The sequence below is a fragment of the Paenibacillus sp. PAMC 26794 genome (assembly GCF_000316035.1).
In the GTDB taxonomy this organism is placed as follows: domain Bacteria; phylum Bacillota; class Bacilli; order Paenibacillales; family Paenibacillaceae; genus Paenibacillus.
Window position 1 is genome coordinate 1 of record NZ_ANHX01000054.1, and the last position, 16,009, is coordinate 16,009.

Below are 16,009 nucleotides of genomic sequence, written 5' to 3' on the forward strand. Positions count from 1 at the left end.
ATTTCGAATGAAATAGCATCGCTGAGATTCGTTACATTTCCCACCTCACCAAAATCCCCCATATAAGGTGTGTGCGGTTCGTTAGAATTTAGAAAACAACTGCCTTATTGCCTCCTCTGTAGCAGACAGATTGACGCTTCGCACTACCTGAGCTTGAACAGCGAATCCATCGGGATTACCAGTTCGGGATATATAACCGATTGAATCGTTTCCTGCTCTGTATATAGGTGACGGGTCTGGTAACTGCCATCCTCGAGCGTGTACACATGGACGGTTTGATTGCCGGGGTCAACAATCCAGTATTCGTTCACACCATATTTCTGATACAAGTTAAATTTTTCGTTAAAATCCTTTAACGCAGTCGAAGGTGATAACACCTCGATAATTAAAGAAGGTGCACCATGACAGCCATTTTTAGATATCTGATCTTTGGAGCACACGACCGAAAGATCAGGTTGTACAATTTGATCTGGTAAGTCGTATTGTTCATTTTCGCTAAAATACACATCGATAGGGGCAACAAACACGAAACATTTCCGATTCTGAAAAAAAGTCCGCAAAGAGAAGTGCAGCTCACCCACAATAAACTGGTGCAATGAAGTGGGTGCTGGAGACATATTAAAAGCTTTGCCGTTAATTAATTCCCATGCCCCCTCCCAAGTTAACCAATCCTGAAAGCTATAAGTACCTTTATTATCGGGTTTTGCCACACTTCCAACCTCCTCTTCCAACTAACCGTAATTTATTTTCATTATAACATTGTGTTTGCGCCTTTTCACACCATGCCTCTTATCACGAAAAGATGGATTCCGGTTTGCTTCGCGTGGTGCGCACCTCTACAACTTTCCCGGCACAACCATTGTCGCCCTTCGCTTGGAATACCACTGTAACGCTGTCTTTACCTGATGTTACGCCCTCAGGAATATCGTAGGTCACATAGAACACGTCGCCAATTTTATTCATGTGAATTCGCTGCTCGCCAATGAGTGTTCCATCCACGGTAATGGTGAATTGTCTGTCATATAACGTACCTTCCCGTTCAAACGTGGAATGATCTCCGCCCCAATAGGCCACACATAGATAATTGGTTGCTCTATGATCCACTGCCAGCTGGTAACTAAAGTAAGCCCCACTGACGCCAAAAGCCTCTCGCCACATATGCAACTTCTTACGACCATCTGTGGTTGAACCGTTGTGATGCTCACCACGACAGTTGCTATCCAGGTGATGTCCAATCTCATCCTGCTGACCGTCGGCCTGAACCCTGTCGATCGTGATATCGTTCAACTCTTTCTCCAGCGCATCCCCTTCGTCGTTAAACGGCCAGTAAACGGTATAAAATTCATGATGCACATCGTAGAACGGAATCAGCTTCACGGCTTCGCCTGTGGAAGTAACATCTTTGCTAAGTTCAAATGTTAACGTGTCTGCATCCACAACCTTGATCCACTCTTGTACATCCTCCTGCTCCGTCCAGATCACAGGTACAGGTGCAGTCTTGGGATTCAGCGCTGTTTCGTCCACAATCGTGTCCTCTGGAAGACCCTCGTTTCCCAATGCACCGGCGAGTACAATCGGGCCGTACAGGAAGGCTACTTTGTGTGCATCATCCCGGGAGGTGTACTGGCGAAGCGACATCGGCAGTGTGATTGTGATGACATCGCCCGTTGTCCATGTGCGATCGATGGAAAGATAGCCGGGTTCCATCCGTGTATACGGATGTTCCGTATCCCCATTAACGGTTGCCGTCATTGGCTGTTGCAGCCATGAGGGTACGCGTAATCTTAGATGGGCCGAGGCGCTGCCTCCGGTGATCGTCAGGGTTACCTTTTCCGAATAAGGAAAGTCGGTTTCGAGCTTCAGGGATAATCCCTGTGACGTCCAGTCCAAGTGGGAAGCGATATACAGGTTGACGTACAGGTCTTGCTCGTCTTCGAAATAGATGGCCTCGGCATATTTGCCCGGGTTCTCCATGCCTGATCCTGTACAGCACCACCAAGCGGTATCGTGAGTACCATAGATTTTGTAGTGGCCTTGCAGCGTTGATGCAAAATACGTTTTGTTCCCCGTATCCGGGTCCTGCGTGCCAAGGATGTGATTATAGATGGCGTTTTCATAATAGTCCATGTAGGCGCTATCGTGATTCCAGGCAAAGAGTTGCTTCGTTAGATGCAACATGTTGTGAGTACAACAGCTCTCTCCTGTTTTGATGCCAAGACTCTCCATGCCCTTTGCTTCGTAATGCTCCGAAATGCTCGTCGCACCAAATACGTAAGAACGATGATGCACCGTGGTATTCCAGAAAAACTCTGCCGCTGTCCGATAACTCTCATGGGTATGGTCCTGGTTGTAGATTTCGGCAGCACCGATCACTTTGGGAATCTGAGTATTGGCGTGTTTGCCTTGAAGATCGTCCTGCTTGTGCTCCAAGGGTCTCAGGATCAATTGATGGGTGAACTTGTTAGCGATCTCAAGATATAAGGCTTTGCCGGTAATCCCATACAAATGTGCAAATACTTCATTCATGCCCCCGTGTTCACTTTGAAGCATCGTCTGCATCTGTTCTTCTGTCATCGGGAGCAAACCTTCTACCGCCCAATCTGCAAATCGAGTAACGACATCCAGTGCCTGTCGGTTGCCAGTGAGTTTATACGCATCAATCAGGCCGCGATAGATTTTGTGCACACTGTACCAGGGAACCCAGTATTCACCGATATTGAATCCACCGATATTCTCTGCTCGAAAAGCCATGTGGAAAGGTTCTTCGGACAAACCACCGATATATCCGCTCCCCGTGGTCTGTTGGATTCTCGCCAGTTCGGTGACGGCATAATCCAGTCTTTCTTTTAACGTATTATTCCCGGTTGCCTGATACGTCACAGCCAGGGCAGACAGATAATGTCCGAGGGAATGTCCGCTGATGGTACGTGCCTCCCAACCCGCGTAGCGCTCTTTTCGGGCAGGTAAACCATGAGCTTCGAAGCATGGAGCCAGGAATCGATCAATATCCAGCGATAACAGGTACCGCTCCCCCACCTCTTGTGATGTTTGGAACACACCATTTAACAGATCTACATGTTCCGGTCCCAGAAATCCTTTTTTCGTATCAATCATGACACTCACTCCTTCTCGGGATGTAATATATAAGTTGAACTAAAGATTATTTACACTGACACTACGATGACAGAATAACCTTCCAATCGCTGTTACCCCCAGATTTTTTGATTCCCTTTTCCGAAGGGGAAAATCCGGGGATCGCGTATGCTTCCGATGCAGCTTTCTTTCAGAAAGCTTTTAGGCGAACGCTCCGCTTTTTCAGGTTTTTTCTGTCCTCTCCGTTATCATGTAAATGATTAGTTCAACTTACATATATATCCATTCATTCTTAAGGGGTAAAATCCGTGTTCTGTTCCATATGACTAATACTCATCAATCCACTGTAGAGCTTGAATATCCCCATAGTATCAAATAAAATACAATTACATCAGACTCATAATCCAAGAAAAGGTGGATAAATCCGTCCTATGCAAAAGCCACTGGAACATTACCTGTGCGGCAAGTTCATATCCGAAGGCAACTGGAGCCACATGAGACGCAGCATGCCTGTGCATGAGATCATTTTGATGCTGGAAGGTGAGATGTACATCGCGGAAGAAGAGGAACAATATGTAGTTCGTGCCAACGATCTGTTGTTTCTGCGCGCCGGTCGCACCCATTACGGCTACCAGATCAGCGACACACCCGTCAGTTTCTACTGGGTTCACTATGATGCCGTGCAGGCAGAATTCAGCCGCTTTAGGACACATGCCACCATTCAGGTACCTTCCATGGCCAATCAGTTATTCAAGCAATTGCTGCATGTGTCATCCTTTTCAACGGAGGAAGCCAACGCTGCTTTGTTATTGTTGTTCAGAGAACTGGAGCGGAATATAGAGGCGGATTATCGCCCGCACAATGCGATTGTGGACCATATCTGCAAGTGGGTGGATATTCATCTGCATACAAACATCACGGTGAGTCAGATTGCAGAAAATTTTAATTTTAATAAAGACTATATCTCCAAAATGGTGAAACGCGAGAAAGGGACTGGACTCAAAACCTATATCCTCACAGAACGTATTCACCGGGCGAAACAGCTTCTGCTGAACACCAATGCCAGTGTAAAAGAAATTGCCGGACAATGCGGCTTCTCCGACTACAAGCTGTTCCTGCGCATGTTCAAGCAATACGAAGGCAATACGCCAACCGAATATCGCAATCATCTGTATTCCACACAGCTCAATCGCTGATATGCTTTGATCTATAGAAATGACTGAGTTAACTATAGAAAATTTGAATGAATCGGATTGAATCCGTTATGGTAAAATGCAAGAAAACTACATTCCATACTTAACCCATAAGAGAAGGGGAATTATAAGATGACAACGGCTGCCGTTACGATTCACCCTGCCACAGAAACGGACCATCCAGAGATTGTAGATATCCTTGTTGCAAGTTACGCCGAGTATCGGGAGACTTTTGAACAAAATGAACGATGGGAGGCCTACCTCAAAGATATTAGAGAGTCTGTGGTTAATCCGTACCTGACACAATTATGGATCGCCAAGATTGATGATCAGATTGTCGGTACAGTCCAATTATTCGAAACAGCACGCAAGGCTTATCCAAACTTTGAATTGCCGATCGATTATCCGTTTATTCGGCTGTTGGGTGTTGATCCAAAATGGAGAGGTCATGGGATCGCCAGAGAATTGCTCCAGCAATGCGTAGAATCTGCCAAGGACATGGGCAAAAATACGGTGTATTTATATACGGGCGGTCAGATGGTCAATGCCATCCGTTTATATGAGCGTTTTGGATTTACAGAGGATGAGGAATTCAGCTCCGAGAGTAGCGGGGGCAAGGCGATCTGTTACCGTTATGATTCCTAGTGTTGGGTAACAGCAACACGTGGTCAGCAGCGGAGAATGAATCGTAAAACAGACCAATCATCTTCATGACGGTCTGTTTTACGTTTATAAATGATCAATCAACATTTGAAATGATACATCGCTATTGATTGTTTTAGCCGCCAATCTCTACCAAAATCTTCGCATGGCTCTTGTCGCTCATCAGCAGCTCAAGTCCTTCCTGTACGATGTCATCCAGTTTGATTTTCTTGGTGATGACCTGTTTCACATCGAGCGCCCCTTCAGCAATCAATGAAATCACTTCAGGAAAAATGTGGCGATATGCCAGCGTTGCCGTTAGATTCGCTTCTTTGATCAGAAGATCGAAGAAGTTCACTTGAAGTGGATTGGGTATCGCAGCGATGACAACAACTTCTCCACCTTTTTTGACAACCGCAATGGCGCTATCCATCGTTGGTTGCACACCCGCTGCTTCATAAGCCACATCAATGCCGCCCGATTGCTGCAAGATCACCTCTGTTGCATTAACTTTGGCACTGTTCACCGGAATCGCTCCCAGCTTGGCTGCCAGGTCGAGACGTTCCTCAAAAACATCGACTGCATAGATTTCAGAGGCTCCTGCTGCTTTGGCTGACAGAATCGTCAATAATCCAATTGGACCGGCTCCGTATACAGCTACCTTGTTTCCCACTTTCAGCTTGCTATGACGAACCGCGTGAAAGGCTACTGCCGTGGGCTCAACGAGCGCGCCTTCTTCGAAAGTTACGTTATCCGGTATGGTGTGAACCATGTATGCTTCAACAACAACGTACTCCGCAAAACCACCATCACCATTCAGTCCAACGAATCCAAATTGAGTACATTGGTTGTAACGACCCTGGATACAGTACTCACATTTTCCACAATGGTACAACGGCTCTACCACGACTCGATCCCCTACACTGATACCGCTTACATTATTCCCCAATTGACTCACGGTTCCTGCAAATTCATGACCCAATGTCAGCGGTGCTTTCTGTCCTGAGAGCGGATGATTCTCGCCTTCTTGAATCCCCACACCATGATGATAGGCATGCAAGTCACTGCCGCAGATCCCCGCGTATTCCACTTTGATTTTGACCTGACCCGCTTGAGCAACCGGAACCTCCCGCTCTTCCACACGCACATCTTTATGGGCATACCACACTGCTGCTTTCATGAAGTTCATCCCCTTTGATTAGCTAATAAAATGTAGAATCGTAATGCTTGTCTATATATTATATCGCTGTTCATGTATTATTCATATTTATAGATACTAATGTTAACATTAGTTGTATTAATGCTAAACGGAGATGAAATCATGAATCTGGAACAGCTCGAATATGTCGTTGAAATTGCGAAAACGAAATCATTCTCCGCCGCCTCGGAGCATCTGCATGTCACTCAATCGGCGATCAGCCAATCGATTCATCGTCTGGAGAAAGAATTGGGTATCATCCTGTTCGAACGCTCGCGGCAGGGAACTCACCCTACTCCCGAAGGTAAACAATTCATTGCCAAGGCACTGGACATTTTACAGCGGATTGATGAATTGAAATCCCTGAACGCAGAAGCCTCCTCTCTTAGCGGAGAGCTTCATGTGGCTACTTTTCCAAGTGTCATGCCCTATCTTGTCCAGTCTGCTGCAGATATGAAGCGTGAGCACCCGCAACTTAACATCTCCATTGAAGAGAAAGGGTCCATGGAAATTATCGAGGATATTCGCAATAACAAAACACATCTGGGCTTTATCGCGATCTACGCCAAACAATTGCGGGAATTCGATGGACTTCACTTCAGTCCCATGTACTCGGGCAAGCTGGTAGTTGGTACTCATCACCTGTCTGAACTTGCCAAGCACAGCCGCGTTACACCTGATCAATTAAAAGAACACAAGCTGGCACTCTATCGAGATGGTTTCATCGAAGACTTTATCAAGGAATTTAGCTATGATCATGGATCTCTGTCCATTCTGTTTAAAACAAATAATTCAGAAGCCATCAACATGGTTTTAAGAAACGATATTGCCGCAACGATTGGTCACGACTTTTCCTTTCACCAGAATCCATTATGGAAAGAAGGTCTGGTGAAGATGGTAGAGATCGCTGGAATCGATCAACCCAAAATGCAAATTGGCTTCGTGCAGACGGAATCCAAGGAAGCCGCCGTTTCCGCAGAACGATTCGCCCGACGCTTCAGACAAGCGATAGAGCTGGATCATTTAAAAGTTTAAATCTAAAAAAAGTGCTCCACCCTTTGAAGGAAGTTTAGGATGAACACCAACTTCTCCAAGAGCGGAACACTTTTCTAACTACTTCTTGGGTTACTATTACTACACCTTACTCAAACTATACTTTAACTTTGCGTACGGCTTCACTCATCTCGTTCGTCTGCTGCTCCAGCATTGTGGAGGTCTGCGCCACCCTGTTGAACATGGCCGACTGTTCACGCATCAAGCGATAGATTTCATCCGAATGATCCGACACCCCGGCTGATATCTGCGAGATCGTATTGACGGAGGCTGCGGCCTCTTCCGATCCTGCCGAGATTTCCTCTGCCGCAGCGGAGACTTCCTGAATGCGATGGGTCACCAGTTGGAACGCATCAACCACATGGGCGAAAGCTTGCTCCGCTTCTGTGGTAATCGTAACCCCTTGTCCAATCTCCTGTGCGGTAACCCCCATCCGGGAGCCAATCTGCTGTGATTCTTGTTGAATGCGAAGCAGCAGATCCGAGATCCGTTCCATGGATGTACTGGAGGCTTCCGCAAGCTTCCGAACCTCGTCCGCCACAACAGCAAAACCTTTGCCATGCTCTCCTGCATGTGCTGCCTCAATGGATGCATTAAGCGCAAGCAACTTCGTCTGACTCGCAAAATCACGAACCGTGTGCAGGGCACCACCAATTTCCTGGGAGTAGTTGTTCAGCACCTGAACCATCGCTACAACTTCACTTGAGACATTTGAGATGCTCTCCATCTGTGTTTTCATCAGTGTCATGCTCTGTTTACCGGACTCCGCCGTAGAAAGCGCACTTGTTGCTGCATCCGATACAATCATCGAGGATTCGGAAATATCCGTTATGCCTTTTGCAATCTCTTCCATCGCATGCGCGCTATCGCTTGCACCCTGCTTCTGCGTATGTGCACCCTCCCTAATCTGTTCGACAGATTGATCAACCGTCTTGCCCATCTCAAGCATCTCTTCGGTACTGCGATTAAATTCCTTCGTTGATTCTGATAAAATATCTGTGGTTACTGCTACGCCTTCAACCATGTTACCCACAATCTTATTCAAGTTACCGGACATATGTATCATCGCTTGATATGTTGTTCCAATCTCATCTTGGCTGCGTAAACGATACGACGTCAAAATTTGATTCGCTTCTGCAAGCTCACCCTGTGCCATTTTTTCCACACTCGCCTTCAGCGGTTGAAGTGGTCGCAGTCCTCTTACGATAAACCACGTGACAACAGCAATGCCTATAAGTGTAATTAGTAGCAATAAGGCATAGAAGGGAATACTCGATTTCATAATATCCGATTCAATGCTTCCGATCACCGATACCGCCGTATCGATACCAATTACACCTGTTACAGCGCCATTACTATCCAGCATGGGAGCGTAAGAGGAAATATAGTCGCCGTACTCCTCATTGTTAATAATTGAAGAACTGGCTGTTTGCCCCTGCAACAGCTTCTGAACAGCCTCCTGAGGGACATCCGTAACTTCATTAATCGGTGAGGCTTTATCTGTATCCTTCATACCGTCCACCATAATAAGTGGCGTACCTTTGTCATCTATTTTGACGAAATACACATACATTGCACCAATGCTTACGCGAAAGTCATCCAGTTCATCACGAATCTTCACGAATTCGTCATTCTCCTTGGGGTCCTTGGCAAACTCGGCATAAGATGCTGTATCCAGCTGATTCACATAACTCTGAGCAATCTGGATGTTGTAACTCGAAATGGCCTCCTGCGCAGCTAGTTTCATATTGGCCACCTGTAACAGCATGCTTCCAACGGCTATAATCGTAATGACCAGTGTGACTACTGCAACAATGCGCACAACCAAACGTTTTCTAAAAAAAACAATCATCCGCTCCTCTTCCTCTCCCGTGAACCCAAGCCTTTTTGACTAGGCGCTACCCAAAAAACACATGTTTGAAGCACTATGTATGGGAAAATAGTAAACGAATATGTCGAATTAGGCAAGAAAATATTGGGTTTACATAAAAACGCTATCATGGCTGTGGTAGCTTTGTTCATTGGAACTGCATTCAGGCTTAATTTCGGAGGATTTGTTTAGGTTCTTTGCAGTGAAAAATGATAGAAAAAAACACCCCGGCGCAAGCGCCGAGATGTCATGTTGTTCTACATTTGAATGTCACTAATATTAAACTGTTCGTCCATTCGTCCTCCTGAATCGAATCAGGGACCAGATCATCAGCAACGCGAGCACGGCAAGACAGATGCTAATGCTGAACCGATTACCTTCATCAAACACAAACATCACCGCAATCACACTGAGACATAGTACCACGACTCCGGTTATGTAAGGGAATCCCCAAACTTTGAAGGTCGGTTGAACCGGATATCTCTTCCGCAGTTTCAACTGTGATGAGGCAATACATATCCACACAAGAATTACGACAAACCCCGGAACTGCGAGCAATACGCGGAACAGTTGATCCTGCGCGAACAGGCCTAGCAAGGAACCTCCGAGCAAAACTACTGAGCACACCAGAAGTGTGTTAACAGGGCTACCGTTGCGATTGGTCTGTGACAATGCCTTCGGAGCTTCCCCGCCTACTGCCATGGAGTGCATCATCCGGGATGCACCATAGATACCTGAGTTAGCTGCAGATAGGACTGCCGTCACCAAAATAAAGTTCATAATGTGTGCCGCTCCTGGTAATCCCGTTGAGGCGAGCACCTGTACAAATGGACTGCTCTCCGGCCCAATCTCATTCCATGGGATGAGGCCACAGATGATGAGAATCGGCAAGGTGAAGAACAGAATAATTCTGAGCATGAAATTGCCCACGATTTTGGGCATGACTTTTTCTGCATTTTCCGTCTCGGTCAGGGTCAGACCTATCAGTTCCGATCCCCCATAAGAGAACATGACCACAAGCAGTGCCGAGAAGATCGAAGACCATCCGTTCGGGAAGAATCCGCCTGCTTGCGTATAATTTTGCAGATACGCAGTGTTATCACTTGGGATAATGCCAAAGATCAACCCTGCACCCAAGAAGATAAAAATAATGATCATGGCAATTTTGATCCCAGCCAGCCAAAACTCAAATTCCCCGAACACACCTACACTCAACAGATTAACCAGTATAATGAACGCCGCACAAGCTAGACTCAGCATCCACAGCGGTACTTCCGTGAACCAATACTGCAAAAAACTCCCGGCAGCAATCACCTCAATGACACACACCGATAACCATAGAAAGCAGTACATCCATCCCATAACAAAGGAAACTCTGCTACCAAATGCCTCCTGCACGAAGTCTTTCATATTTTTGTTCTTGTACACCGTAGCCATCTCTGCCATCGCGGCCATCACAACCAGCAGCAATAATCCGGCAAAAATGTAAGTGACAATAACGCCCGGACCCGCGAGTCCAATCGTCTCTGCACTACCTTTGAAAATCCCGGTTCCAATGACACCACCCATAGCCATAAAACTGATGTGTCTTGGTTTAAGTCTCTTTTGTAGTGTTCCTTCTGTCTGAGCCAATTCAACTCCTCCTGATGTAAAAAACGTCTGTAATGCTGTCTTGTTTCATAGACATAATGTCCAGTATACCCTATTGTCCATCAATCAGCCCAGAAGTTCCTTATGGCCAATTCATCCCAAACATATATGGACATAACCTATGTTTTATACCCCACAATGGCACGAAGCAATCTGTATACAATCCAGCTGAGCACCACAGCAATGATGGGACATAACACCAAGACAGCAAACAGCGGATTCATATCATCGAACCACCAATATATCATGCACGACTCCCTCCACATTCTTCGTCACAAGGCCACGTTGCTTTAATGCTGTATTATTTAGTTTATTCTACTCTTTTTCCATCTCTTAAAATGTACAATATGTTGCAAAATTAAAAAACCAGCGTCCTGTAAAAAAACAGAATACTGGTTTCTCATGTAAATCCATTTAAATTGTTCTCGTCATAAACGTGCTGTTCGGGTCCAATGTATAATCCGCGAATGGTTCGCAATATTCAAATCCGAAGTCTTCGTACAACTTCCGTGCCGGGATAAACGAATCCATTGAGCCCGTCTCCAAACTGATTCGCTTATAACCACGTTCTACTGCAACGTCCATAATATGAGCCAACATTTTTCTCGCTACGCCTTTTCTCAGATGAGCCGAAGCGGTACGCATCGACTTCAACTCTGCATGCTCCGGATTCAGTTCTTTCATTGCCCCACAGCCCATCAGGTCGCCCGCTTCCCATGCGCACCAGAATGTAATTTCAGGCTTCTTCAGCCCATCCAGATTTAACGCATGAATACTCTCTGGAGGGGAATCCCCTGCCATCCCTTGCAAGTGCTCCGCAATTAAAGCCTTAACTTGGACTCCACTCAAATCATCCACTTTGATCTCCATAACGTACCACTCCCGCCGACATTTTTATTGGTTTTATCACTGAATGTATATCAATCATTTTATCTTACTACCGTGTTAGGTTTTATGACAAGAGGTTACTTATATCCACTGAAATACGCTATTGTGATTCACCTATAATTTCCAGTATGATGAGGCTATCATATGCCAAAGGGGCGAGGTCTATTGCGAAATATACATAGAGTTAAACGTGGAACTAAGGTGAAGCAAGCTTAACTTAATTTAAAGGAGAACCCTATGACACTCACTACGGATAACCTGTTTTATAGCAAACGATTAAAGATGACGCCACCACGCTCTGAAGACGTGCAGACCATGCTGCAATGGAACGAAGACCCGGAGTACCTTCGGAATGTGGATACTGACCTGGCCATTCCCTATTCGGAGAAACAGTTGGAGGATGAGGGCGAAACGAAGAACAAGGAAGTTTACTTCAGACTTCGCACGCATGAAGAGGATACGCTGATTGGTTTTGTCGTTATCCACAGCATTGAATGGAATAACCGCTGCGGACAGCTTGCCATCGGCATTGGACTTGCCAAACATCGCAATAAGGGATATGGCACGGAAGCGTTGAATCTTATTTTACGATATGCGTTCCACGAGATGAATCTGGACCGGGTTGGTCTCGATGTCATCGCCTACAATGCGAAAGCAATCCGTTCCTATGAAAAGGTTGGTTTTCAGTTGGAAGGTCGGGCACGCTCAGCTGTATTTCGTGATGGTAAGCGTTACGACCGCTTAATGATGGGAATCCTACGACCAGAATGGGAAACGCACAATCAGATCCACACGGAGGGTGAACAAGTATGACCAAGAATGCAGAAGTTACTGCGTTTATTGAACAGATTCAGATCCCCTGGCAAATACAAGTCGCTGAACAATTGCGACAGTTAGTGCATGATACCATCCCTGATGTACAAGAACGCGTACAATACAAGAAACCTCATTTTTTAAAAAACGGAAAGTATGCTGCGGTCATCTCGCCATCCAAACAAGCCATGTCCTTCACCATCTTTCATGCAACTGGACTCGATCTCCCCGATGGGATATTTGAAGGCCCGGAAGAACGAAAAACGATCAAACTCAAGGAAAAAGATACGCCGGACTATGAATGGTTGGCTGGTTTGTTAAAGCAGGCATCTGCGGATTTGTAGACGGATGTTTGAATTGGCTCATACGCCGAAGTAGTAATTTAGGTGGTAATGTGCGGAACGTATGGCGTGGGCCGTAATGTGCGGGTAGTGTGTGGGGTGAGTTTAGGTTTGGGTTTGGGCCAAGCGCTAACGAATCGGACACACCTTATGTCGCAGTTAAACTGGCATATGAAATTCTAACGAATCTCAGCAGTCTTATTACAGACAAAACCTCTGATTTGCTTCATAAAACCTTGCCAATAGGAGAAATAAAGTGGCTACGATTCGTTAGAATTCTATACTGCTGCAAATTCGCCCAATAAGATGTGCCAGGTTCGTTAGACTGTTATACCAACTTCCACCATCAAGATTGCTGGTATGATACGGCGGTCATCTGGCACGGCTCACATATGAACATGTAATACATACCCTCACCATATTCCTGAACCTCGCCCCAATCCAGTTGTGCGACAGCCTTCATTCTCGTGGAACAGCGTGGACATGTTGGATACTTCGCATCCTGAACCCATCCTGGATGGCCGCCGACCTGAGATAACGATGGCTCCATCGCCCACTCACTGGCATGGAATGCATGACGCGATGCATTCGCAATCCGAAACTGCTGGCCAACATCCGGTGCAAGTTTACCATAGTCGTCCAGGTCAATCTCGTCCATTCCCGTAGGCATGACATTATGTGAACTCCATAACGGTTCCCCTGCCGCGTCCATCTCCATGTAAACCACACCGTAACTGCTGCATATCACGCAAGTCTGTATCTGAAGTCGCTGGGCATGCCAAGACACGTCCTTCAGAGCGGGATGTTTAACATCCAGACTAATTAAGGTGGTTAACGCATTGCCACACCATGGACAGCCATTGTTGCTAGGGTTCAGCATCGAGAGTGAATTTCCGGTTAACTCCACGTTAGCTCCTTCATTCTCTTTTACTTTATAGAGTGAATAACTTGGGGTGATGAATAATTCCCTGCGCTGCCCGTCTTTTGTAAGCTCCCAACCAGCTTCAGTGGTGTAATGCTCAGGTGCCACGTACAATTCGCTCGCCCATGATGGCGGAGATTGTCTCCACTGCCGGAACTGCTGCACGACAACACCATCTCCGATATGGGCCAGCATGAGCAATATGTGGTTCCGATTCTCATCATCGGTATTCACCTGCTGCAAGAGATGATCACGCGCCTCACCCGAGGCACTTTTATACAAAATTGCAGGATAATAGATCTCCTGTTCCAGCAGCTCAGGAATTTCGGCAGTCAACGATATATCATGGTAGCAGACCAGATATACCAGAATGTCTTTGCCCGTATCTTCATCACCTGTACGAATCCGTTGCATCGCATAGTCCTTCATCTCATCCTGCTGCTCCGCAGACAAGGACAGATATACTTGTTCCTTGGATTGTTCATATGGCACATAACGAATTAGTGGATCGCGAACCTGAGGTTTGTGCATGATTTTCAAAATTTCGACCGGGTCTGTGATACCTGCATACAAGTTCACGTCACGTCGATTCGCTTCAATGTATCTCTGACGCTCCTCGCGTTCCATCTCCTGCTTGCAAGGCATGCAATAACCACCCGTTTTCGCTGCTGTTGCTGGTAAAATGGTATTTGCACACCCCTCCCGTATACACGGAATTCGTTCTGTCATATTCCAACCCCCTTCAACTATTGGCAATGGAAAACACGCCACAATGTGACGTGCTTGACCCTTACTCCATATTTAAATGCTGTCGGTCTTATATCGCAAGACGCAATTAGTGATGTCCCAGCTGGTCCTTGGTGAATTCGTAAAAGGCAAGCGCGTCTTCACTGCTGGCAAAGCCTGCCTGAGCTATCTTTTCACTGCCCCCACCTTTGCCTTGGTAAGCTCCAAGATTGCCTTTAAAGAAAGGTCCACAAGCCCATTCAGGCGGTTGGCCGTTCTGTGCCAGAACTACTTTGGCCTCTGAGATGCTGGCAAAGAGTACAAGCCCCTCATGGTCTGCCGTCAGCTTGGTAGCAAGACTCTGCATATCCTTGAGCGATTTGTCTTCAAAGACCTGAGCAATCACCAGCCCTTGCCGAGCGGCCAGAAGTTCCTCCGCATAATAGGCATCATTGGTTGTTTTCACTGCATTCAGCTCGGTTTGCAGCTGTCTTTGCTCCAGTTCCATTTTCTCAATACGCTCCAATAATTCGTCCTTGCTGGTCTTTAACTTAACCATGATGCTATTGAGCACGTTTTGTGTGGATGTGAATTCATTCAGGGCCCTTGTTCCACATTTGAAATAAATGCGGGTGCCGCCCTTCACTTTTTCGGTTTTCAACAGTTTGATGATGCCGATCTCACCTGTCGCCGACACATGGGTTCCGCCGCAGGCGTTATACTCCACACCCTCGATCTCGACGATACGAATGTCTTCCGTTACCGTAGGCTGCTTCACCAATGGTAATTGTGCAGCCTCTTCTGCTGTAACCCAGGACGTGTTGATACGAGCGTTACGATAGATCTGACGATTCACTTCTTGTTCAATGGCGGTTAATTGACTCGCTCCCAGTTCAGCCGCAGCCACATCAATCGTGTCATACTCCGTACCAAGATGGAAACTGAGCGTCATCGCTTCAGCCATTTTCAACGTTATTGCCGATAACAAATGCTGTCCCGTATGCTGCTGCATATGATCGAATCTTCTCTCCCAATCCAGCTCACAATGTACCTTGTTCTGTTCAGGGACGCGTTCCAGCTTATGCCACACCTCGCCATCTTCAATGTTCACATCCAGAACTGCGATGCCGCCAATTTGTCCCAGATCACAAGGTTGTCCGCCCCCATGCGGGTAAAAAGCAGTCTCCGCCAGCGTGACATATACACCGTCTTCCTTGTCCACTTTGCCTGTAATCGTTGTATGCCACTCTCTTGTATAAGCAGAGTCATAATAGATTTTTTGCGTCATTGAATCATCCCATTCCCTTCTCGTTCAAATGGTTTTTTACCGATCTGCACCTAACCTCCAGATTACACTATCTGGAACTGCGAATCCAATTTTAAGGCACACCAAATCGCTCCTCCATATCAAAAAGACCGCTCTGTAAGCCAAGCTACAGAGCGGTCTCCTTACTTATATCCACGTTTACTGTAACGTTGGATATGGTTTGACCCATGATTACACCGGAACGGAGATTGCAGTCACATTACTTATTATAGACACAAGAGCGAAGCAGACAGAAAGGACCTGAAGAAGCGAAGCGTTCGCCTTTATCACCGGATTTCTACCTTCAGGGGAAA

At 46.3% G+C, this 16,009-nt stretch carries 14 protein-coding genes; 5 read left to right on the forward strand and 9 right to left on the reverse strand.

Annotated features, from left to right (window positions below; translation table 11 throughout):
* Positions 1-143 precede the first annotated feature (143 nt).
* The gene (locus D829_RS0118880) at positions 144-710 is read right to left on the reverse strand and encodes a Uma2 family endonuclease (RefSeq protein ID WP_017690484.1); all 567 of its coding nucleotides are present in this window, start codon (positions 708-710) and stop codon (positions 144-146) included.
* Positions 711-792: 82 nt separating this feature from the next.
* Entirely contained in the window at positions 793-3,114 is a 2,322-nt protein-coding gene (locus D829_RS0118885; RefSeq protein WP_017690485.1) for a beta-L-arabinofuranosidase domain-containing protein, read from the reverse strand.
* 410 nt (positions 3,115-3,524) lie between these two features.
* Between D829_RS0118885 and D829_RS31510 the strand changes: the two genes are divergently transcribed.
* Positions 3,525-4,289: an AraC family transcriptional regulator gene (locus D829_RS31510; RefSeq protein WP_017690486.1), complete on the forward strand. Its 765-nt coding sequence runs from the start codon at positions 3,525-3,527 to the stop codon at positions 4,287-4,289.
* 129 nt (positions 4,290-4,418) lie between these two features.
* Positions 4,419-4,931, forward strand: a complete 513-nt coding sequence (locus tag D829_RS0118895) for a GNAT family N-acetyltransferase (RefSeq protein ID WP_017690487.1) — start codon at positions 4,419-4,421, stop codon at positions 4,929-4,931.
* 133 nt (positions 4,932-5,064) lie between these two features.
* Here D829_RS0118895 and D829_RS0118900 read toward each other — a convergent pair whose 3' ends face one another.
* Entirely contained in the window at positions 5,065-6,108 is a 1,044-nt protein-coding gene (locus D829_RS0118900) for a 2,3-butanediol dehydrogenase (RefSeq protein WP_017690488.1), read from the reverse strand.
* 141 nt (positions 6,109-6,249) lie between these two features.
* On the opposite strand from D829_RS0118900, the gene D829_RS31515 reads away from it, so the two are divergent.
* On the forward strand, positions 6,250-7,161 hold the full coding sequence (locus tag D829_RS31515) for a LysR family transcriptional regulator (protein ID WP_017690489.1): 912 nt from the start codon (positions 6,250-6,252) through the stop codon (positions 7,159-7,161).
* Between the two features lie 115 nt (positions 7,162-7,276).
* On the opposite strand, the gene D829_RS0118910 is transcribed toward D829_RS31515, so the two are convergent.
* From D829_RS0118910 to D829_RS0118925, 4 genes are all read right to left on the reverse strand, one after another.
* On the reverse strand, positions 7,277-9,031 hold the full coding sequence (locus D829_RS0118910) for a HAMP domain-containing methyl-accepting chemotaxis protein (protein ID WP_017690490.1): 1,755 nt from the start codon (positions 9,029-9,031) through the stop codon (positions 7,277-7,279).
* Positions 9,032-9,328: 297 nt separating this feature from the next.
* Complete coding sequence (locus D829_RS0118915) at positions 9,329-10,681, reverse strand: amino acid permease (RefSeq protein WP_017690491.1); 1,353 nt, start codon at positions 10,679-10,681, stop codon at positions 9,329-9,331.
* Between the two features lie 137 nt (positions 10,682-10,818).
* A complete protein-coding gene (locus D829_RS34280; protein WP_017690492.1) occupies positions 10,819-10,947 on the reverse strand; it encodes a hypothetical protein in 129 nt (42 codons plus the stop codon).
* Positions 10,948-11,113: 166 nt separating this feature from the next.
* Positions 11,114-11,569, reverse strand: a complete 456-nt coding sequence (locus D829_RS0118925; protein WP_017690493.1) for a GNAT family N-acetyltransferase — start codon at positions 11,567-11,569, stop codon at positions 11,114-11,116.
* A 255-nt stretch (positions 11,570-11,824) separates the two neighbouring features.
* Here D829_RS0118925 and D829_RS0118930 point away from each other — a divergent pair, with 255 nt between their 5' ends.
* Together D829_RS0118930 and D829_RS0118935 are read left to right on the forward strand one after the other, a co-directional pair.
* On the forward strand, positions 11,825-12,400 hold the full coding sequence (locus tag D829_RS0118930; RefSeq protein WP_017690494.1) for a GNAT family protein: 576 nt from the start codon (positions 11,825-11,827) through the stop codon (positions 12,398-12,400).
* Positions 12,397-12,744 (forward strand): DUF1801 domain-containing protein, encoded by a 348-nt coding sequence (locus D829_RS0118935; protein WP_017690495.1) that lies wholly within the window; start codon positions 12,397-12,399, stop codon positions 12,742-12,744. Before D829_RS0118930 ends, D829_RS0118935 begins: the two co-directional genes overlap by 4 nt.
* Before the next feature lie 343 nt (positions 12,745-13,087).
* Here D829_RS0118935 and D829_RS0118940 read toward each other — a convergent pair whose 3' ends face one another.
* Both D829_RS0118940 and D829_RS0118945 read right to left on the reverse strand, forming a co-directional pair.
* Positions 13,088-14,392: a hypothetical protein gene (locus D829_RS0118940; protein WP_017690496.1), complete on the reverse strand. Its 1,305-nt coding sequence runs from the start codon at positions 14,390-14,392 to the stop codon at positions 13,088-13,090.
* Between the two features lie 106 nt (positions 14,393-14,498).
* A complete protein-coding gene (locus tag D829_RS0118945; RefSeq protein WP_017690497.1) occupies positions 14,499-15,677 on the reverse strand; it encodes an alanyl-tRNA editing protein in 1,179 nt (392 codons plus the stop codon).
* Positions 15,678-16,009: the final 332 nt, after the last annotated feature.

What these genes read in the sequence shown, in the direction of transcription:
- D829_RS0118945 (WP_017690497.1), bottom strand. Translation starts at nt 15,677, where the DNA reads ATGACGCAAAAAATCTATTATGACTCTGCTTATACAAGAGAGTGGCAT.
- D829_RS0118940 (WP_017690496.1), bottom strand. Translation starts at nt 14,392, where the DNA reads ATGACAGAACGAATTCCGTGTATACGGGAGGGGTGTGCAAATACCATT.
- D829_RS31510 (WP_017690486.1), top strand. Translation starts at nt 3,525, where the DNA reads ATGCAAAAGCCACTGGAACATTACCTGTGCGGCAAGTTCATATCCGAA.
- D829_RS0118925 (WP_017690493.1), bottom strand. Translation starts at nt 11,569, where the DNA reads ATGGAGATCAAAGTGGATGATTTGAGTGGAGTCCAAGTTAAGGCTTTA.
- D829_RS0118935 (WP_017690495.1), top strand. Translation starts at nt 12,397, where the DNA reads ATGACCAAGAATGCAGAAGTTACTGCGTTTATTGAACAGATTCAGATC.
- D829_RS0118895 (WP_017690487.1), top strand. Translation starts at nt 4,419, where the DNA reads ATGACAACGGCTGCCGTTACGATTCACCCTGCCACAGAAACGGACCAT.
- D829_RS0118930 (WP_017690494.1), top strand. Translation starts at nt 11,825, where the DNA reads ATGACACTCACTACGGATAACCTGTTTTATAGCAAACGATTAAAGATG.
- D829_RS0118885 (WP_017690485.1), bottom strand. Translation starts at nt 3,114, where the DNA reads ATGATTGATACGAAAAAAGGATTTCTGGGACCGGAACATGTAGATCTG.
- D829_RS31515 (WP_017690489.1), top strand. Translation starts at nt 6,250, where the DNA reads ATGAATCTGGAACAGCTCGAATATGTCGTTGAAATTGCGAAAACGAAA.
- D829_RS0118900 (WP_017690488.1), bottom strand. Translation starts at nt 6,108, where the DNA reads ATGAAAGCAGCAGTGTGGTATGCCCATAAAGATGTGCGTGTGGAAGAG.
- D829_RS0118910 (WP_017690490.1), bottom strand. Translation starts at nt 9,031, where the DNA reads ATGATTGTTTTTTTTAGAAAACGTTTGGTTGTGCGCATTGTTGCAGTA.
- D829_RS34280 (WP_017690492.1), bottom strand. Translation starts at nt 10,947, where the DNA reads ATGATATATTGGTGGTTCGATGATATGAATCCGCTGTTTGCTGTCTTG.